This window comes from Burkholderia sp. BCC1638, from assembly GCF_902833195.1.
In the GTDB taxonomy this organism is placed as follows: Bacteria; Pseudomonadota; Gammaproteobacteria; order Burkholderiales; family Burkholderiaceae; genus Burkholderia; species Burkholderia diffusa.
The window spans coordinates 142,067-162,204 of record NZ_CADFEC010000002.1; the positions used below are offsets into that span (position 1 = coordinate 142,067).

General features: G+C 67.5%; 15 protein-coding genes. 12 read left to right on the top strand and 3 right to left on the bottom strand.

Annotated elements, in window-relative coordinates; translation table 11 throughout:
• Window positions 1–94: 94 nt before the first annotated feature.
• Window positions 95–1,087 carry a fumarylacetoacetate hydrolase family protein gene (locus tag HWX22_RS02485; protein WP_059523981.1) on the bottom strand — a complete coding sequence of 331 codons (993 nt, stop codon included), beginning with the start codon at window positions 1,085–1,087 and terminating at the stop codon, window positions 95–97.
• Window positions 1,088–1,213: 126 nt separating this feature from the next.
• On the opposite strand from HWX22_RS02485, the gene HWX22_RS02490 reads away from it, so the two are divergent.
• From HWX22_RS02490 to metH, 5 genes are all read left to right on the top strand, one after another.
• Window positions 1,214–2,089 carry an IclR family transcriptional regulator gene (locus HWX22_RS02490; protein WP_059523979.1) on the top strand — a complete coding sequence of 292 codons (876 nt, stop codon included), beginning with the start codon at window positions 1,214–1,216 and terminating at the stop codon, window positions 2,087–2,089.
• 117 nt (window positions 2,090–2,206) lie between these two features.
• Entirely contained in the window at window positions 2,207–3,472 is a 1,266-nt protein-coding gene (locus tag HWX22_RS02495) for a DUF3108 domain-containing protein (RefSeq protein ID WP_175914992.1), read from the top strand.
• 245 nt (window positions 3,473–3,717) lie between these two features.
• A complete protein-coding gene (locus HWX22_RS02500) occupies window positions 3,718–3,975 on the top strand; it encodes a DUF3567 domain-containing protein (protein ID WP_006477667.1) in 258 nt (85 codons plus the stop codon).
• 180 nt (window positions 3,976–4,155) lie between these two features.
• A complete protein-coding gene (locus HWX22_RS02505) occupies window positions 4,156–5,223 on the top strand; it encodes a homocysteine S-methyltransferase family protein (protein ID WP_059523975.1) in 1,068 nt (355 codons plus the stop codon).
• Between the two features lie 46 nt (window positions 5,224–5,269).
• Entirely contained in the window at window positions 5,270–7,987 is a 2,718-nt protein-coding gene (gene metH / locus HWX22_RS02510; protein ID WP_059523972.1) for a methionine synthase, read from the top strand.
• Window positions 7,988–8,104: 117 nt separating this feature from the next.
• On the opposite strand, the gene HWX22_RS02515 is transcribed toward metH, so the two are convergent.
• On the bottom strand, window positions 8,105–8,428 hold the full coding sequence (locus tag HWX22_RS02515; protein WP_059819854.1) for a DUF1840 domain-containing protein: 324 nt from the start codon (window positions 8,426–8,428) through the stop codon (window positions 8,105–8,107).
• A 200-nt stretch (window positions 8,429–8,628) separates the two neighbouring features.
• On the opposite strand from HWX22_RS02515, the gene argS reads away from it, so the two are divergent.
• The 6 genes from argS (at window position 8,629) to HWX22_RS02545 (ending at window position 16,875) form a co-directional block, all read left to right on the top strand.
• Window positions 8,629–10,410, top strand: coding sequence for an arginine--tRNA ligase (gene argS, locus HWX22_RS02520; protein ID WP_059523968.1), 1,782 nt, complete (start codon window positions 8,629–8,631; stop codon window positions 10,408–10,410).
• 95 nt (window positions 10,411–10,505) lie between these two features.
• Complete coding sequence (locus tag HWX22_RS02525) at window positions 10,506–11,405, top strand: SPOR domain-containing protein (RefSeq protein ID WP_059691408.1); 900 nt, start codon at window positions 10,506–10,508, stop codon at window positions 11,403–11,405.
• A gap of 69 nt (window positions 11,406–11,474) precedes the next feature.
• A complete protein-coding gene (locus HWX22_RS02530; protein WP_175909238.1) occupies window positions 11,475–12,116 on the top strand; it encodes a thiol:disulfide interchange protein DsbA/DsbL in 642 nt (213 codons plus the stop codon).
• 19 nt (window positions 12,117–12,135) lie between these two features.
• Entirely contained in the window at window positions 12,136–12,909 is a 774-nt protein-coding gene (locus HWX22_RS02535; protein ID WP_059465877.1) for an SDR family oxidoreductase, read from the top strand.
• A 539-nt stretch (window positions 12,910–13,448) separates the two neighbouring features.
• A complete protein-coding gene (locus HWX22_RS02540) occupies window positions 13,449–15,044 on the top strand; it encodes an ABC transporter substrate-binding protein (RefSeq protein ID WP_059691407.1) in 1,596 nt (531 codons plus the stop codon).
• A gap of 190 nt (window positions 15,045–15,234) precedes the next feature.
• Complete coding sequence (locus tag HWX22_RS02545) at window positions 15,235–16,875, top strand: ABC-F family ATP-binding cassette domain-containing protein (protein WP_175914993.1); 1,641 nt, start codon at window positions 15,235–15,237, stop codon at window positions 16,873–16,875.
• Between the two features lie 16 nt (window positions 16,876–16,891).
• Here the strand turns inward: HWX22_RS02545 and HWX22_RS02550 are convergent, their stop codons facing one another.
• Entirely contained in the window at window positions 16,892–17,971 is a 1,080-nt protein-coding gene (locus HWX22_RS02550) for an MBL fold metallo-hydrolase (RefSeq protein ID WP_175914994.1), read from the bottom strand.
• Window positions 17,972–18,298: 327 nt separating this feature from the next.
• Here HWX22_RS02550 and aceK point away from each other — a divergent pair, with 327 nt between their 5' ends.
• Complete coding sequence (gene aceK / locus HWX22_RS02555) at window positions 18,299–20,119, top strand: bifunctional isocitrate dehydrogenase kinase/phosphatase (RefSeq protein WP_175914995.1); 1,821 nt, start codon at window positions 18,299–18,301, stop codon at window positions 20,117–20,119.
• The last annotated feature ends 19 nt before the right edge of the window (window positions 20,120–20,138 follow it).

Sequence of the window (20,138 nt, forward strand, 5' to 3'; positions counted from 1 at the left end):
TGAATCGAGTGTAGCCAAGCCCGCGCGGGCAAACATCAGGCGAAACCCGGCGCGCGGGCCGGCGCCGGGCTTCGCGCCGGGTTTCGCGCAGACGTCAGGCCGCGCCGTCGGGCGGTGCGACCGACTGCTCGATCGCACCGAAGATCGATTTGCCGGCCGCGTCGAACATCTCGATGCGCACGGTATCGCCGTAGCGCATGAATTCGGTCTGCGGCGCGCCGTGCTCGATCGTCTCGAGGCAGCGCTTCTCGGCGATGCAGCAGTAGCCGCGCTTCGCGTCCTTGTTCGACACCGTGCCCGAGCCGACGATCGAGCCGGCACGCAGGTTGCGCGTCTTCGCCGCATGCGCGATCAGCTGGCCGAAGTGGAACACCATGTCGGTGCCCGCGTCGGGCTGGCCGACCTTCCTGCCGTTCCAGTGGACGATCATCGGCCGGTGCACGCGGCCTTCGCGCCATTCGTCGCCGAGCTCGTCGAGCGTCACCGCGACCGGTGCGAACGCGGTGGCCGGCTTGCTCTGGAAGAAACCGAAGCCCTTCGCGAGTTCGGCCGGAATCAGGTTGCGCAGCGACACGTCGTTCACGAGCGTGACGAGCCGCACGGCCTTCAGCGCGTCGTCGGGTGATGCGCTCATCGGCACGTCGCCGGTGATCACCGCGACCTCGGCCTCGAAGTCGATGCCCCATTCCTCGGACGGGCACACAATGTCGTCGCGCGCGCCGAGGAAATCGTCGCTGCCGCCCTGGTACATAAGCGGATCGGTCCAGAACTCCGGCGGCATCTCGGCGCCGCGCGCGCGGCGCACGAGCTCGACGTGGTTCACGTACGCGGAGCCGTCGGCCCACTGGAACGCGCGCGGCAGCGGCGCCATGCAGTTCGCCGGGTCGAACGCGAACGCGTTGCGCGCGCGGCCGTGGTTCAGCGCGTCGTACAGATCGCGCAGTTGCGGCGCGTAGAACGCCCAGTCGTCGAGGACGCGCTGCAGCGTCGGTGCGATCGCATCGGCGATCGCCGCGGTGTGCAGGTCGCGCGACACGACGATCAGCTGGCCGTCGCGCGTGCCGTCCTTCAGCGATGCAAGTTTCATGGGGTGTCTGCCGTTGTAGTGACGATGGAGGGAATCTATTTTACGATGGTGAATCCGTGCGGCGCGCCACGATCGTGCGCGCCGTTTTCGTCCCGACCCTTGCCGCCTTGTCGCGCCCCGTTGCCCATGCCCGCCAGCCCGCTTCCCGACGACGATCTCGCCGATTCCGACACCGACGACACCGGCTCCGGCGAGCACGGCGAAGGCGGCGAGAAGGTCCGCTCCGGCATCCAGTCGATCGAGGTCGGCTTCCGCCTGCTCGACGTGCTGACGAGCGAGCCGCGCGCGATGATGCTGCGCGATCTCGCGCAGCGCGCGGGCATGAGCCCGGCGAAGGCGCACCGCTATCTGGTCAGCTTCTCGCGGCTCGGCGTCGTGTCGCAGGATCCCGTGTCGGGCCGCTACGAACTCGGCGGCTTCGCGCTGCAGATGGGGCTCGCGCGGCTCGCGCGCGTCGACGGCGTGAAGCTCGCGCGGATCGCGCTGACCGAGTTGCGCGACCGCGTCGACCAGACGGTCGGCATCGCGGTGTGGGGCAACCAGGGGCCGACGATCGTGCACTGGATGGAATCGAGCCACCCCGCGAAGGCGTCGCTGAAGCTCGGCGACGTGATGCCGCTGCTCGGCTCCGCGACGGGCCTGCTGTTCGCCGCGTACCTGCCGCGCAGCAAGACCGCGGCGATGCTCGAACGCGAGCTCGCCGATACGCGCCGCTCGCCGCATCACGGCGGCCCACGCACGCTCGACGAGGTCGAGGCGGTGCTCGCCGACGTGCGCGCGCATCAGGCCGCGCGCGTGGAAGGGATGCTGCTGCCGACGATCCATGCGTTCTGCATGCCGGTGTTCGATGCGGTCGGCGAACTCGCGCTCGCGATCGTCGCGCTCGGCCAGGAAGGCATGTTCGACATCGCGTGGGGCGGCGAGATGGACACCGCGCTGCGTGCATGCGCGCAGAAACTGTCTTACGAACTCGGCTATAGTCCGGACGCGCGCGACGCCTGACACGCGGGGCGTGCGACACCCGCGCGATGTACCGCGAACGCGTGGCGCACCCGGCGGTCCGATGGCTGTGACGCGCGCCGCGCGCCGCGACCGCCCCAACCCTGTTCCGATTCGCCGATGCCGCCTGCCGACACCCGTCCTCGTCACGCCCTGCCCCGCCACTGGCTGCGCGTGGGCGTCGCGCTCGTCGTCGTGCTGGTGCTGCACGCGCTCGCGGCGTTGTGGCTGACGCGCAGCCGCGATGCGTTCACGCCGCCCGCGCCCGCCGAGATACCGGTGCAGATCGAGCTGCTGAAGCCGCGGCCGATCGAACGCCAGCCCGCGCCGAAGCCCACCGAACATCCCGCCGAGCCAGCGCCGGCGAAGCCGGCCCCCGCCGCGCCGAAGCCTGCGGCGAAGCCCGCGCCGTCGCCCGAGCCGGTTCTCACGTCGACGCAGACGGCCGAGCAAGGCGAGCCGCCGCCGGCCGCTGCCTCTGCCGCCTCCGCCGCGAGCGGCGCGGCAGGCGCATCCGGCACGCAGGCGGCATCGGCCGGCGAAGCCGGCGGTGCCGCGACGCCAGGCCCCGCGACGAGCGGTGTGAAGTTCGCGCCGCCGCCGCCCGGCGACCTGCAGTACGACACGTTCTACAACGGAATGCAGAACATGATCGGCACGATTCATTGGCGCACCGACGGCCGCACCTACGACCTGTCGGTGTCGATGCCCGTGCCGTTCGTCGGCCCGTTCAGCTATCGCAGCGAAGGCCGCATCGACGCATTCGGCGTCGCGCCCGACCGCTATGTCGAGAAGCGCGGCAAACGGCCCGAGGACATCGCGATCTTCAACCGCGAGATCCGCCAGGTCGTCTTCACGCGCACGCCGAACAACGCGCCGCTGCCCGACGGTGTGCAGGACCGCTTCAGCATGCTGATGCAGCTGTCGGGGCTCGTGCGCGGCAATCCGTCCGCGTATCAGCCGGGCGTCACGCAGCAGTTTTTCGTGATCGACAACAACAACGGCGAGACCTGGCCGATCACGGTGATCGGCGACGAGGACGTGCAGACGCAGGCCGGCATCGTCCGCGCACGCCACTTCATGCGGCTGCCGCGCCGCGACGGCGACACGCGCCGCATCGACATGTGGCTCGCGCCGTCGCTTGGCTGGCTGCCCGCGCGGCTCGTACAATCGGAACCGAACGGCTCGCAGATCGAGCTGCTGTGGCACGGCCGGCTCGCCCCGCCCGATGCGCCTGCCGATGGCGCGACGCAAGGTGCAACGAACCCAGCCGCAACGAACGCGCCTGCCAGCGCACCGGCCGCGGAGCCGGCACAACCCGCGCTGGCGCCCGCCGAGCAGGCGCCAGCGGCTGAGCCGCCGGCAGCGTCGCAGCCCGTGCAGTGACGATCGACCAATCGGCAATTTCGACCGATTAAAGCTCTCGCCAAAATGGCCGATGACACTCTTTAACAACTATTTCGGTGCACCGGATCACAATAAGAAACGTTTGATAGATATCGGCTTCTAACCCGATACACCCCACGCAAACGGGAGAACGGGGTGTGCAGCGCAAGCCCCTTGAAACCGGCAAGGCCTGCCCCACCTACGGGACAACAAGGCCAGATGCCACTGCGAAGAGGAGTGCCGCCATGCAAATGATCTACAACAGCCCCAACTACTGCGTCGTCGAATTTGCGCCGCAGGCCGGCCACCATCTGATGAATGCCGGCGGATACGAAATCGTCGACAAGAACGCGCAGCGCGAGATCTTCATCGACGGCGAGCTCGCCGAGCGATTCCGCGCACACGTGAAGCAGCTGATCGAGGATGAACCGTCGCTCGACGAAGTGGACGAATTCCTCGGACAGTTCGACAGTCTGATGATGATGCCCGTCGTCCTGCACTGACGACCCGCGGCCCGGCGCATCGCCGGGCCATTCGCCGCGTTCGAGCGGCGCCGCGAGCACTCCGATCCAAGCCCCCGTCCGGTTCGCCGGGCGGGGGTTTTCGTTTGTTGGCGCGGGCCGGGCGGCGCCCCGGCGCACCGGCTACAATGACGGTTTTCCCGTCTTCGCCGCTCTTCCGCCATGTCCGCGACCCCTCTCGCCGCTTCCGCCCCGCTCGACGCGCCCTACACGCGCGGCGCCGACCTGCCCGCGCTGCTGAAATCGCGCATCCTGATCCTCGACGGCGCGATGGGCACGATGATCCAGCGCTACAAGCTCGACGAGGCCGCGTATCGCGGCGAGCGTTTCAAGGATTTCCCGCGCGACATCAAGGGCAACAACGAACTGCTGTCGCTCACGCAGCCGCAGATCATCAGCGAGATCCACGACCAGTACTTCGCGGCCGGCGCGGACATCGTCGAAACCAACACGTTCGGCGCGACGACGGTCGCGCAGGCCGACTACGGGATGGAAGACCTCGTCGTCGAGATGAACGTCGAATCGGCACGGCTCGCGCGCGAATCCGCCGCCCGCTACAGCACGCCGGCCAAGCCGCGCTTCGTCGCGGGCGCGATCGGGCCGACGCCGAAGACGGCGAGCATCTCGCCGGACGTCAACGACCCGGGCGCGCGCAACGTCACGTTCGACGAGCTGCGCAACGCGTATTACCAGCAGGCGAAGGCGCTGCTCGACGGCGGCGTCGACCTGTTCCTCGTCGAGACGATCTTCGACACGCTGAACGCGAAGGCCGCGCTCTTCGCGCTCGACGAGCTGTTCGAGGACACCGGCGAGCGCCTGCCGATCATGATCTCGGGCACCGTGACCGACGCGTCGGGCCGCATCCTGTCGGGCCAGACGGTCGAGGCGTTCTGGAATTCGCTGCGCCACGCGAAGCCGCTCACGTTCGGCCTGAACTGCGCGCTCGGCGCGGCGCTGATGCGCCCGTACATCGCCGAGCTCGCGAAGCTGTGCGACACCTACGTGTCGTGCTACCCGAACGCGGGCCTGCCGAACCCGATGAGCGACACCGGCTTCGACGAGACGCCGGACGTCACGTCGGGCCTGCTGAAGGAATTCGCGCAGGCCGGGCTCGTGAACCTCGCGGGCGGCTGCTGCGGCACGACGCCCGAGCACATCGCCGAGATCGCGAAGGCGCTCGCCGACGTGAAACCGCGCCGCTGGCCGAGCCAGTACAGCGACGCCGCCTGACCGACCGCCCCAACGCCCGCCCTACCTCATACGAATTCGCACCGCCATGACCGATCACATGATGCGCCTTGCCGGCCTCGAGCCGTTCAACGTCACGTCCGGGACGCTCTTCATCAACGTCGGTGAACGCACCAACGTCACCGGCTCGAAGGCATTCGCGCGGATGATCCTCAACGGCCAGTTCGACGAGGCGCTCGCCGTCGCGCGCCAGCAGGTCGAGAACGGCGCGCAGGTGATCGACATCAACATGGACGAGGCGATGCTCGATTCGAAGGCGGCGATGGTGCGCTTCCTGAACCTGATCGCATCCGAGCCGGACATCGCGCGCGTGCCGATCATGATCGACTCGTCGAAGTGGGAAGTCATCGAGGCGGGCCTCAAGTGCGTGCAGGGCAAGGCGATCGTGAACTCGATCTCGCTCAAGGAAGGCGAGGAAGCGTTCCGCCACCACGCGAACCTGATCCGCCGCTACGGCGCGGCCGCGGTCGTGATGGCGTTCGACGAGACGGGCCAGGCCGATACCTACGAGCGCAAGACCGAAATCTGCAAGCGCTCGTACGACTTCCTCGTGAACGAAGTCGGCTTCCCGCCGGAAGACATCATCTTCGACCCGAACATCTTCGCGGTCGCGACCGGCATCGAGGAGCACAACAACTACGCGGTCGACTTTATCGAGGCGACCCGCTGGATCAAGCAGAACCTGCCGTACGCGAAGGTGAGCGGCGGCGTGTCGAACGTGTCGTTCTCGTTCCGCGGCAACGACCCGGTGCGCGAGGCGATCCACACCGTGTTCCTGTATCACGCGATCCAGGCGGGCATGGACATGGGCATCGTGAACGCGGGGCAGCTCGGCGTGTATGCCGATCTCGACCCGGAGCTGCGCGAGCGCGTCGAGGACGTGATCCTGAACCGCCGCGCGGACTCCACCGACCGTCTGCTCGAGATCGCCGACAAGTTCAAGACCGGCGCCGCGAAGAAGGAGGAGAACCTCGAGTGGCGCAATCAGCCGGTCGAGAAGCGCCTCGCGCACGCGCTCGTGCACGGCATCACGAACTTCATCGTCGAAGATACGGAAGAAGCGCGCGCGGCCATCGCCGCGGCCGGCGGCCGCCCGATCAACGTGATCGAAGGCCCGCTGATGGACGGGATGAACATCGTCGGCGACCTGTTCGGCCAGGGCAAGATGTTCCTGCCGCAGGTCGTGAAATCGGCGCGCGTGATGAAGCAGGCGGTCGCGCACCTGATTCCGTTCATCGAGGAAGAGAAGCGCCTGCTCGCGGAAGCGGGCGGCGACGTGCGTGCGAAGGGCAAGATCGTCATCGCGACCGTGAAGGGCGACGTGCACGACATCGGCAAGAACATCGTGTCGGTCGTGCTCCAGTGCAACAACTTCGAAGTGGTCAACATGGGCGTGATGGTCCCGTGTAACGAGATCCTCGCGAAGGCGAAGGTCGAGGGCGCGGACATCATCGGGCTGTCGGGCCTCATCACGCCGAGCCTCGAGGAAATGGCGTACGTCGCGTCCGAGATGCAGCGCGACGACTACTTCCGCGTGAAGAAGATTCCGCTGTTGATCGGCGGCGCGACGACCTCGCGCGTGCATACGGCCGTGAAGATCGCGCCGCACTACGAAGGCCCCGTCGTCTACGTGCCGGACGCCTCGCGCTCGGTGTCGGTCGCGTCGAACCTGCTGTCGGACGAAGGCGCGGCAAAGTACCTCGACGAACTGAAGTCCGACTACGAACGGATCCGCGACCAGCACGCGAACCGCAAGGCGCAGCCGATGGTCACGCTCGCCGAAGCGCGCGCGAACAAGACGAAGATCGACTGGGCCGGCTATCAGCCCGTGAAGCCGAAGTTCATCGGCCGCCGCGTGTTCCGGAACTACGACCTGAACGAGCTCGCGAACTACATCGACTGGGGCCCGTTCTTCCAAACCTGGGACCTCGCGGGCCCGTACCCGGCGATCCTGAACGACGAGATCGTCGGCGAATCGGCGCGGCGCGTGTTCTCGGATGCGAAATCGATGCTCGCGCGCCTGATCCAGGGCCGCTGGCTGACCGCGAACGGCGTGATCTCGCTGCTGCCGGCGAACACGGTCAACGACGACGACATCGAGATCTACACCGACGAATCGCGCTCGGAAGTGCTGATGACGTGGCGCAACCTGCGCCAGCAGAGCGTGCGTCCGGTGGTCGACGGCGTGATGCGCCCGAACCGCTCGCTCGCCGACTTCATCGCGCCGAAGGAATCGGGCGTCGCCGACTACATCGGGATGTTCGCGGTCACGGCCGGGCTCGGCGTCGACGTGAAGGAAAAGCAGTTCGAAGCCGACCACGACGACTACAGCGCGATCATGCTGAAGGCGCTGGCCGACCGCTTCGCGGAAGCGTTCGCCGAGGCGATGCACGCGCGTGTGCGCCGCGAGCTGTGGGGCTATGCGAGCGGCGAGACGCTCGACAACGATGCGCTGATCGCCGAAAAGTACGCGGGCATCCGCCCGGCGCCCGGCTACCCGGCGTGCCCCGACCACCTGGTGAAGCGCGACATGTTCGACGTGCTGCAGGCGAACGAGATCGGCATGAGCGTGACCGATTCGCTGGCGATGCTGCCGGCGGCCAGCGTGTCGGGTTTCTACCTCGCGCACCCCGACAGCACGTATTTCTCGGTCGGGAAAATCGGTCAGGATCAGCTCGAGGACTACGCGCAACGCATGGCCCTGTCGCTCGACGACGCGCGCCGCGCGCTCGCGCCGCAGCTCTGATCGATGTCCGACCGGGGCGGCCTCGCCGCCTTTTGATCAGACAAATAAAAAGCCCGCGTCGCGCGGGCTTTTTCTTGCCTGATCAATCCTGCGGCCGCGTCGGCCGGGCAACGAAGCTCAGAAGCCCCAGTGCACGTCGGCCTCGCCGGCCTTCGCTTCACGCAGCATCGACAGGAACGGCGCGACGCGCTGCGCCAGGCTCGGCGGCACTTCGTGGTGCGCGTGGTCGTCTTCGTCCTCGTGGAAATGGCCCGCGTGCTCGGCGCGCTCCTGCTTCGCCTGCGCGACAGCGCCTTCCAGCTTGGCGATCGCGTGGTCCAGTTCGTCGTGCGTAATGACGCCGCGTTCGCCCAGCTGCTTGCCGACGAGGCCCAGCACGTATACGGCGAAATCCTTCAGCACGTCGAGATCCTGTGCCGCCTTGCTCTTGAACGTAATCATGACAATTCCCTTTTCATCTTGTTGTGCCCGCGCGGCGCAGTTGGGGGACGCCGGCAGACCGGCGTCCGGCCTCGCGGACGCGGGGCGCCTGAGCGGCATATTAGCACCTGTTAAAATTCTGCGATCCCTGAAACGCGCGCTTAAAAAGCGCGCCGGCCGGCCGGCGTTTCCGGCCGCCACCAACGAAGCCTTCTACCAGCATGCTGCCAGCACACAAACAGACCCTCGAAGCCCTGCTCGCGGATAGCGTCACGCAGGTCGCACACGCGCTGAAAGGCGCCGACGCGGCATTCGTCACCCCTGCCATCACGCTGGAGCGCCCGAAGGTCGCCGCGCACGGCGACGTCGCGTGCAACGTCGCGATGCAGCTCGCCAAGCCGCTCGGCACGAACCCGCGCCAGCTCGCCGAGAAGATCGTCGCCGCCCTCACGGCCCAGCCGGCCGCGCAAGGGCTCGTCGACGCGGCCGAAATCGCCGGCCCCGGCTTCATCAACCTGCGCCTGACGGCCGCCGCGAAACAGGCGGTGATCGCCGCCGTGTTCGACCAGGGCCGCGCGTTCGGCACGTCGGAGCGCGAAAAGGGCAAGCAGGTGCTGCTCGAGTTCGTGTCGGCCAACCCGACCGGCCCGCTGCACGTCGGCCACGGCCGCCAGGCGGCGCTCGGCGACGTGCTCGCGAACGTGATCGCGAGCCAGGGCTACGCGGTGCACCGCGAGTTCTACTACAACGACGCCGGCGTGCAGATCGGCAACCTCGCGATCTCGACGCAGGCGCGCGCGCGCGGCCTGAAGCCGGGCGACGCGGGCTGGCCGGAAGCCGCATACAACGGCGAATACATCGCCGACATCGCACGCGACTACCTGAACCGCGAGACGGTGGCCGCGAAGGACGGCGAACCGGTCACCGGCGCGGGCGACATCGACGATCTCGACGCAATCCGCAAGTTCGCGGTCGCGTACCTGCGTCACGAGCAGGACATGGACCTGCAGGCATTCGGCGTGAAATTCGACCAGTACTACCTCGAGTCGTCGCTGTACAGCGAAGGCCGGGTCGAGAAGACGGTCGACGCGCTGATCAAGGCCGGCATGACCTACGAGCAGGACGGCGCGCTGTGGCTGCGCACGACCGACGAAGGCGACGACAAGGATCGCGTGATGCGCAAGTCGGACGGCACGTACACGTATTTCGTGCCGGACGTCGCGTACCACGTGACGAAATGGGAGCGCGGCTTCACGAAGGTGATCAACATCCAGGGCTCGGACCACCACGGCACGATCGCGCGCGTGCGCGCGGGCCTGCAGGGCCTGCACGTCGGCATTCCGAAGGGTTATCCCGACTACGTGCTGCACAAGATGGTCACCGTGATGCGCGACGGCCAGGAAGTGAAGCTGTCGAAGCGCGCGGGCAGCTACGTGACGGTCCGTGACCTGATCGAATGGTCGGGCGGCGCGGCGCCGGGCCAGGAAGCGGCACCCGACCTGATCGACGAGGCGACCATCACGCGCGGCCGCGACGCGGTCCGTTTCTTCCTGATCTCCCGCAAGGCCGACACCGAATTCGTGTTCGACATCGACCTCGCGCTGAAACAGAACGACGAGAACCCGGTCTATTACGTCCAGTACGCGCATGCGCGGATCTGCTCGGTGCTCAACGAACTGAAGTCGCGCTACAACGTCGAGGCGGCGCAGCTGCCCGGCGCCGACCTGTCGCAGCTCACGAGCCCGCAGGCCGTGTCGCTGATGCAGAAGCTCGCCGAGTATCCGGACATGCTCACGCACGCGGCGAACGAACTGGCGCCGCACGCGGTCGCGTTCTACCTGCGCGATCTCGCTGGTGAATTCCACTCGTTCTACAATGCGGAGCGCGTGCTGGTCGACGACGAAGCGCCGCGCAACGCGCGCGCCGCGCTCCTCGCCGCGACCCGGCAGGTGCTCGAGAATGGTCTGGCGGTGCTCGGCGTGTCCGCGCCCGCCAAGATGTAAGCGGCCCGAACCGGGCTGCGAATGGCCGCAGCGGGCGCCGCCGTCGGATGCCCGCCGCGGCCTTTTCACGATTCTTTTTGCAGGTGACTCAAGCAATGGCACAACCACGCCGAACTTCGAAGCAATCGAAACAAGCCGGAGGGACATTTCTTGGAATCGTGCTGGGCCTGATCGTCGGCCTCGCGATCGCGGTGGTGGTGGCGCTCTACATCACGCGTTCGCCGTCGCCGTTCGTGTCGAAGGTCGCGCCGCCGCCCGCCGACAACGGCGCGAGCCAGCCGCAGCAGTTCGACCCGAACCGCGCGCTGCAAGGCAAGACGCCCGGCCAGCCGGTGCCGCAGGCCGCGCAGCCCGCGCCGCCCAATACCGCGCCCGGCCAGGCCGCGAACCAGACCCAGGGCGGCCTGCTGCCCGAGCCGCAGATCGTCGAAGTGCCGCCGTCGGGCAACACGAACGGCACGACCGGCTCGAGCAACACCACCGCGTCGAACAATGCGTCGTCGGGCAACGGCGTCGCCGTCGCGCCGAAGCCGGCCGACAACACGCCGCCGCCGAAGAAGACGCAGCAGGCGCAGCAACAGCAACAACAGCAGCAAGGCGGCGAGGACGACCTCGCGCGCTTCGCCGCGCAGAAGCAGGCGCAGCAGGCTGCCGCGCAGAAACAGCAGCAACAGCAACAGGCCGCGAACACGCCGAAGCCGGCGCCGTCCGCGACGTCCTCCGCGGCAGCGAAGCCGCCGACCGCGAACGACGCGAACACCGGCTACTTCCTGCAGGTCGGCGCGTACAAGACGGAAGGCGACGCCGAGCAGCAGCGCGCGCGCTTGGGCTTCCAGGGCTTCGAGTCGAAGGTGTCGAAGCGCGATGTCAGCGGCGTGACCTATTTCCGCGTGCGCGTCGGCCCGTTCTCGAAATTCGAGGATATGAACTCGGCCCGTCAGCGCCTGTCCGATGCAGGTGTCGACACGGCGGTGATCCGTTTCACGAAGCAGTAAGCAACCGGCCGCGCCCACGCAGAACCCGTTACGTTTCGTAACCCGAGCAACTGATTCGACGTCTACAACATGAAAAAACTGCTTAGCACGCTCCTTCTGTCCCTGGGCCTGGCCACCGCCGGCTTCGCCCAGGCAACGCCGGCCGCACCGGTGTCCGGCAAGGACTTCGAGGTGATGAAGTCGCCGCAGCCGGTGTCGGCGCCGGCCGGCAAGGTCGAGGTCATCGAGTTCTTCTGGTACGGCTGCCCGCACTGCTACGAATTCGAGCCGACGATCGAGGCCTGGGTGAAGAAGCAGGGCAACAACATCGACTTCAAGCGCGTGCCGGTCGCCTTCCGCGACGATTTCGTCCCGCACTCGAAGCTGTTCTACGCGGTGTCGGCGCTCGGCATCTCGGAAAAGGTCACGCCGGCGATCTTCAACGCGATCCACAAGCAGAAGAACTACCTGCTGACGCCGCAGGCGCAAGCCGACTTCCTGGCGACGCAAGGCGTCGACAAGAAGCAGTTCATGGACGCGTACAACTCGTTCAGCGTGCAGGGCCAGGTGAAGCAATCGGCCGAGTTGCTGAAGAACTACGCGATCGACGGCGTGCCGACGGTCGTCGTCCAGGGCAAGTACAAGACGGGTCCGGCTTACACGAACAGCATTCCGGGTACCGCGCAGGTGCTCGATTACCTCGTGAAGCAGGTTCAGGACAAGAAGCTCTGATCCCCGCCCGCGCGCCGGCATGACAACTCCGCTGAAGGTCTTCATCACCGGCGCGTCGAGCGGCCTCGGCCTCGCGATGGCCGAGGAATACGCCCGCCAGGGCGCCACGCTCGCACTCGTCGCGCGCCGCACCGAGGCCCTCGATGCGTTCGCGCGACGCTTTCCCAAGCTGTCCGTCTCCGTCTACTCCGCCGACGTGCGCGACGCCGATGCGCTCGCCACGGCCGCCGCGTCGTTCATCGCCGCGCACGGCTGCCCCGACGTCGTGATCGCGAACGCCGGCATCAGCCAGGGCGCCGTCACGGGACAAGGCGATCTCGCCACGTTCCGCAACGTGATGGACATCAACTATTACGGGATGGTCGCGACGTTCGAGCCGTTCGTCGGCCCGATGACGGCCGCGCGCCACGGCACGCTGGTCGGCGTCGCGAGCGTCGCGGGCGTGCGCGGCCTGCCCGGTTCCGGCGCGTACAGCGCGTCCAAGTCGGCCGCGATCAAGTATCTCGAGGCACTGCGCGTCGAGCTGCGCCCGGCCGGCGTCGGCGTCGTGACGATCGCGCCCGGCTACATCCGCACGCCGATGACCGCGCACAACCCGTACCGGATGCCGTTCCTGATGGACGCCGACCGCTTCGCGGCCCGCGCCGCACGCGCGATCGCCCGGCAGCACGCGTTCCGCGTGATTCCGTGGCAAATGGGCGTCGTTGCGAAGGTGCTGCACGTGCTGCCGCGCTGGCTCTACGACCGTCTGTTCGAAAAGGCGCCGCGCAAGCCGAAAGCCGGCGCGCACTGAGCGCACTGAGCGCACTGAGCGCACTGAGCGCACTGAGCGCATCGGGTGCATCGGGTGTCCGGCGCGTCTGTCGCGCCGCCCCGTCGCGTGCGGCGCTTCCTTCTGTTGTCCGTATCACGGATCGCACGCCGCGATCCTTCCGCTTCTCCGCTTCTCCGCTTCTCCGCTTCTCCGCTTCTCCGCTTCTCCGCTTCTCCGCTTCTCCGCTTCTCCGCTTCTCCGCTTCTCCGCTTCTCCCTTCCGCCGCCCCAGCAAATTCGCACCGGCCCGCCTCAATTTGCAGTCTCCCCGCAACAGCCTCGCCCGCCCGCCATTCACTGCTGCACCTGCCTCGCCTCCCCCACCGCTGCGCCGCCCCAACACGCATTCCGTCGCGAACGCAGCCGTTTTTCGCTCAACTCGCCGCGTTCCGGCGCCTTTTTTCACGCGCGGCGCGCTTTGACGGTATGCTATTCGCCAGCCGCGCCGGCCTACCCGCTGTCGGGCCGCGCCCGCATTCCGACACCCGGCAAAAAATCACAAGTCACAAGGGAGAACCTATGCAGGTCAAGCTGTTCGCCGCGGCCGCGCTCGCCGCCGCCCTCGCCGCTCCCGGCCTCGCCGCCGCCAAGCCGCTCACCGTCTGCACGGAATCGAGCCCGGACGGCTTCGACGTCGTGCAGTACAACTCGCTCGTCACGACCAACGCATCGGCCGACGTGATCTTCAACACGCTCGTATCGTACGACGAAGCCGCGAAGAAGGTCGTGCCCGCGCTCGCCGACAAATGGGAAGCGAGCGCCGACGGCCTCACGTACACGTTCCACCTGCGCCCGAACGTCGCGTTCCAGACCACCGACTACTTCAAGCCGGGCCGCCCGCTGAATGCGGACGACGTCGTGTTCACGTTCTCGCGGATGCTCGACGATGCGAACCCGTGGCACAAGGTCGCCGGCGCGAGCGGCTTCCCGCACGCGCAGTCGATGGGCCTCGTGAAGCTCGTGAAGTCGGTCGCGAAGGTCGACGACAGCACGGTGAAGTTCGTGCTGAACGAGCCGAACGCGACGTTCGTGCCGATCCTGACGATGGGCTTCGCGTCGATCTACTCCGCCGAATACGCGGACCAGCTGCTGAAGGCCGGCAAGCAGGCCGACCTGAACGCGAAGCCGATCGGCACCGGCCCGTTCGTGCTGAAGAGCTACACGAAGGACGCGCTGATCCGCTACGACGTGAACCCGGCCTACTGGGGCACGAAGCCGAAGGTCGACCGGCTGATCTACGCGATCACGCCCGACGCGTCGGTGCGCATGCAGAAGGTGAAGGCCGGCGAATGCCAGATCGCGTTGTCGCCGAAGCCGCAGGACGTGCTCGCCGCGAAGGGCGAAAGCGCGCTGAAGGTCGTGCAGACGCCCGCGTTCATGACCGCGTTCGTCGCGCTGAACACGCAGAAGAAGCCGCTCGACAACGACAAGGTGCGCGAGGCGCTGAACCTCGCGTTCGATCGCGCGACCTACCTGAAGGTGGTGTTCGACAACACGGCGACGGCCGCGAACAACCCGTATCCGCCGAACACGTGGAGCTACGCGAAGGACGTCGCGCCGTATGCGTACGATCCCGCGAAGGCGAAGCAGTTGCTCGCGCAGGCCGGTTTCCCGAACGGCTTCTCGACGACGATCTGGACGCGCCCGACGGGCAGCGTGCTGAATCCGAACCCGAAGGCCGGCGCGGAACTGCTGCAGGCCGATCTCGCGAAGATCGGCGTGAAGGCGGAGGTGAAGGTGATCGAGTGGGGCGAGCTGATCAAGCAGGCGAAGCTCGGCCAGCACGACATGCTGTTCATGGGCTGGGCCGGCGACAACGGCGATCCGGACAACTACCTGTCGCCGCTGTTCAGCTGCAACGCGGTGAAGTCGGGCATCAACTTCGCGCGCTTCTGCGACGCGCAGCTCGACAAGCTGATCGCCGACGGCAAGGCGACCGCCGATCAGGCCAGGCGCGCGAAGCTGTACGAATCCGCGCAGAAGATCATCCACGACCAGGCGCTGTGGATTCCGCTCGGCTACCCGACCGCAGCCGCGCTCACGCGCGCGAACGTGAGCGGCTATCACGTCAGCCCGTTCGGCCGCCAGAACTTCGCGGCGGTCGCCGTGCAGTAACCGCACGTGGCGCGCAAGCGACGGCACGCTCGCCCGTCGCTTGCGGCCCGCGCGCCGCGCTTGCTACACTGCGCGCTCATTCCTCATACCGGACGCCAGCCAAAGTGAACAACTAAGCCTTCCAAAAAATGTTTTCGCCGCCGTGCCACGCACGCCGCGCGAAGGGTTTCACGCATTTTCGGAGGTGCTTATGGCTGCTGCCACGCCGACCGGCGCGCTCGTCGCGCTTCATCACGTTTCTTTCCGCTTCGACGACGGCGTCACGCTGTTCGATTCGCTCGACCTTTCCATCGATCGCACGCCGACGGGCATCGTCGGCCGCAACGGCGTCGGCAAGAGCCTGCTCGCGCAACTGATCGCGGGCCGGCGCACGCCGAGCGCGGGCACGATCGACCGGCAGACGCCGGTCGTCTACGTCGCGCAGCAGCACGACGACGCGCGGGCCGGCACGCGGAGCGTCGCGGAAATCGCCGCGCTCGACGCGCCGCTCGCGGCCCTCGCGCGCCTCGCGGACGGGCGCGCGACGGCGCACGACTTCGACCTGATCGGCGATCGCTGGGACCTGGCCGAGCGGCTGCGCGCGGCGCTCGACGCGGCCGGCCTGCACGACGTGCGCGCCGACACGCCCGCGCATGCGTTGAGCGGCGGCCAGATGGCGCGCGTCGCGCTGATCGGCGCGTTGCTGTCGGAAGCCGGGCTGCTGGTGCTCGACGAACCGACCAACCACCTCGATGCGCCGGGCCGTGCATGGCTGCGCGGCGCGCTGGACGGCTGGCGCGCCGGTGTCGTCGTCGTCAGTCACGACCGTGCGTTGCTCGCGCACGTGCAACGCATCGTCGAGCTGACCCCGCATGGCGTGCGCGCATACGGCGGCAACTACGCGCTGTATCGCGCGCAACGCGATGCGCAACACGATGCCGCGCAGGCCGCGCTCGAGCATGCGCGCACCGAGCGCGGGCGCGCGCGGCGCCGGCTCGAACAGGAACACGACACGATCCAGCGCCACGCGGCCGGCTCGCTGCGCAACGCGAAGACGGCCAACCTGTCGTCGATGGCGCGACAGAGCCGCAAGGGGGCGGCTCGCAGCATCATGGGGACCATCCGCCGTCACCAGAGCGAATGCAAGGCGACGCTCGATGCGCGCGTGCAGGAAGCAGCCGCGCGCGTCGAAGCCGACGCGCCGGTGCTCGTGTCGCTGCCGGGCACCGAGGTGAGCGCGCGCCGCCAGCTGTTCGCGCTCGAGCGCGCGCAATTGCCGTGGCGCACCGCGGGCCGCACGGACGCGATCACGTGGTCGGCCAGCGGCCCCGTGCGCATCGCGCTGACGGGCCCGAACGGCTGCGGAAAATCGACGCTGCTGCGCATGCTCGCCGGCGAACTCGCGCCGCGCGCCGGGACGTGCACGACGCACGTGAGCGCTGCGTATCTCGATCAGCGGCTCGCGTTGCTCGACCCCGAACGCTCGATCGTCGAGCAGTTGGGACGCCTCGATACGCCGCTCGCCGAAGGCGACCTGCGCAGCCGGCTCGCGCTGCTGCAGCTCGATGCCGCGCGCGCGACGCAGCCGGTGCACCGCCTGAGCGGCGGCGAACGGCTGAAGGCCGCGCTCGCGTGTGCGCTGTGGCGCGGCACGCCCGCGCAGCTGCTGCTGCTCGACGAGCCGACCAATCACCTCGATCTCGAATCGGTGCGCGCAATCGAAGCCGCGCTGGCCGGCTTCCCCGGTGCGCTCGTGGTCGCGTCGCACGACGACGCGTTTCTCGCGGCGCTCGCACCGACGCACACGATGCAATGGCAGCGCGACGGGTGGCGTTACGAACCCGTCGCGTGACGGCGACGACGCGCGCTCAGCGCGCGCAACGGAAACGCAGCACGCCGTCGTCGCCCTGCTCGCGCACGAGTTCGCCCGCGAGCCACAGCAGGTTCAGGTGCGCGAGCGCCTCGCCGAGCGCGAAGGTCATCTGGTGGATGTCGAGCTCGCGGCGGCGGAACATGATCGGCACGATGTCGGCCGCGCTCGCCGGCTTTTCCGCGCAGGCGACGCGCACTTCGTCGAGCCGCGCGTCGTGATGCGCGCGCAACTGCGCGATGCGCGTGCGCACGCCGCGGAACGGCTTGCCGTGCGACGGCAGCACGAGCGTATCGGGCGCCATCGTCTCGTAGCGGCCGAGCGATTCCAGGTACAGCGCGAGCGGGTTGGCTTCCGGCTCGAGGTCGAACACGGACACGTTGGTCGAGATGCGCGGCAGCACCATGTCGCCGGAGATCAGCACGCCGTCCGCTTCGCTGTGAAGCGCGCAATGTTCAGGTGAATGACCGTAGCCGGTGACGACGCGCCATGTGCGCGCGCCGATCTTCACCGCGTCGCCTTCGCGCAGGCGCCGGTAGCGCGGCGGCACGGCCGGCACGAGGTCCGAGTAGTAGCTGCGGCGGCTGCGCAGCTTCTCGAGCGCGACCGGATCGGTCAGGCCGTGGCGCGCGAAATGATCGGCCGCGGCCGCGCCGCCGGCGTTCGAACCGTTGCCGGCCGCCATCAGGCAGCCGAACATGTATTCGCCGAGCGTCATCCACAGCCGCACGTTCCAGCGGCCCTTGTCGCCGCCTTCGCAGAGCCAGTTCGCGAGGCCGAAGTGATCGGGATGGCAATGCGTGACGAGCACGCGCAGCACCGGCAGCCCGTCGAGATGCGTGTCGAAAATCTGTTCCCAGTGCGTACGGATCGCATCCGACGAGATCCCGCAGTCGACGATCGTCCAGCCGGCCTGCCCATCGATCTCGTCGCGCAGCAGCCAGAGGTTGATGTGATCCAGCGAAAACGGCAGCGGCATGCGCAGCCAGCGCACGCCGGGCGCGACCTCGAACGTGTCGCCCGCGGCGGGCAGCGTGTCGGCGAAGGGATAGTCGAGTTGGTGTTCCAGTGCGTTCATCGGTGGGGCGTCTCGTCGTTGTCAGGGCAAATGCCCGTGCGAATGCGGGGCGCGCGCGCGGGCGGCAGGCCGCGGCGGGCATCGCGTCGATTCTATCGCCGTCGCGCGAAACGCGTGCCCGGCGGGGCGCCGGACGGTCAAAAAAAGTTCGTGTCAGAATCGATTCCGTACCCGTATCTTTACGCGAAGATGCACCGAACGGCATGTAACGGCGCACAACCCGCGCATTGACGGCGCTTGGCGCCGGCCCCCGAAAGTCATTGAAACGCCGACTTGGGCGCTAAAATGGCGAGTGCTTACAGTCCCTCTCGAACGAGCCTGCACGCGATGAATCACTTCCCCAAACTGCTGTCGTCGCAGATCGGTTTCGACGTCGCACAGACGATGCTCGAATACTTCGACCGCCACTACCGGATCTTCCGGGAAGCCGCCGTCGAGGCGAAGACGCTATTCGAGCGCGGCGACTGGCACGGCCTGCAGCGGCTGGCGCGCGAGCGGATCACGTCGTACGACGATCGCGTGCAGGAATGCGTCGAGGTGCTGGAGGACGAATACGACGCGGAGAACATCGACGACGAAGTGTGGCAGCAGATCAAGCTGCACTACATCGGCCTGCTCACGTCGCACCGCCAGCCCGAGTGCGCGGAGACGTTCTTCAATTCGGTGTGCTGCAAGATCCTGCACCGCTCGTATTTCAGCAACGATTTCATCTTCGTGCGCCCCGCGATCTCGACCGAATACCTCGAGAACGACGAGCCGGCCGCGAAGCCGACCTATCGCGCGTACTACCCGGGCACCGACGGCCTCGCGGCCACGCTCGAGCGCATCGTCACGAACTTCCAGCTCGAGCCGCCGTTCGAGGATCTCACGCGCGACATCGGCTGCGTGATGCAGGCGATCGCCGACGAATTCGGCGAGTTCGACGCCGCGCCGAATTTCCAGATCCACGTGCTGTCGTCGCTCTTCTTCCGCAACAAGAGCGCGTACATCGTCGGCCGCATTATCAACGCCGATCGCGTGCTGCCGTTCGCGGTGCCGATCCGCCACGTGCGCCCGGGCCTGCTCGCGCTCGACACCGTGCTGCTGCGCCGCGACCTGCTGCAGATCATCTTCAGCTTCTCGCATTCGTATTTCCTCGTCGACATGGGCGTGCCGTCCGCTTACGTGGACTTCCTCTGCACGATCATGCCGGGCAAGCCGAAGGCCGAGATCTACACGTCGGTCGGGCTGCAAAAGCAAGGCAAGAACCTGTTCTACCGCGACCTGCTGCACCATCTGTCGCATTCGAGCGACCGCTTCATCATCGCGCCCGGGATCAAGGGCCTCGTGATGCTCGTGTTCACGCTGCCGTCGTTCCCGTACGTGTTCAAGATCATCAAGGATCACTTCCCGCCGCCGAAGGAAACGACGCGCGCGCAGATCATGGAAAAGTACCAGCTCGTGAAGCGCCACGACCGTCTCGGGCGGATGGCCGACACGCTCGAGTATTCGAGCGTCGCGCTGCCGCTGTCGCGGCTCGACCATGCGCTCGTGCGCGAGCTGGAGAAGGAAGTGCCGTCGCTGCTCGAATACGAGGACGGCAATCTCGTGATCAAGCACCTGTACATCGAGCGCCGGATGACGCCGCTCAACCTTTACCTGCAGAACGGCACCGACGCGGACGTCGAGCACGGCGTGAAGGAATACGGCAACGCGGTGAAGGAGCTGATGAAGGCCAACATCTTCCCGGGCGACATGCTGTACAAGAACTTCGGCGTCACGCGTCACGGCCGCGTCGTGTTCTACGACTACGACGAGATCGAGTACCTGACCGATTGCAACGTGCGGCGCGTGCCGCCGCCGCGCAACGAGGAAGACGAACTGTCCGGCGAGCCGTGGTATACCGTCGGCCCGCACGACATCTTTCCGGAAACCTACGGACCGTTCCTGCTCGGCGACCCGCGCGTGCGGACGGTCTTCATGAAGCATCACGCGGATTTTTTCGAGCCCGCGCTGTGGCAGGCCAGCAAGGACAAGCTGTTGCAGGGCGAGTTGCCCGACTTTTTCCCGTACGACGCGTCGCTGCGCTTCAGCGTGCGCTTCCCCGCGCGCTTCGACGCGACGCCGGACGCCGGTGACGACGCAGGCGACGCGCAGCGCGCCGCCTGACACGCGACCGGATCCAATC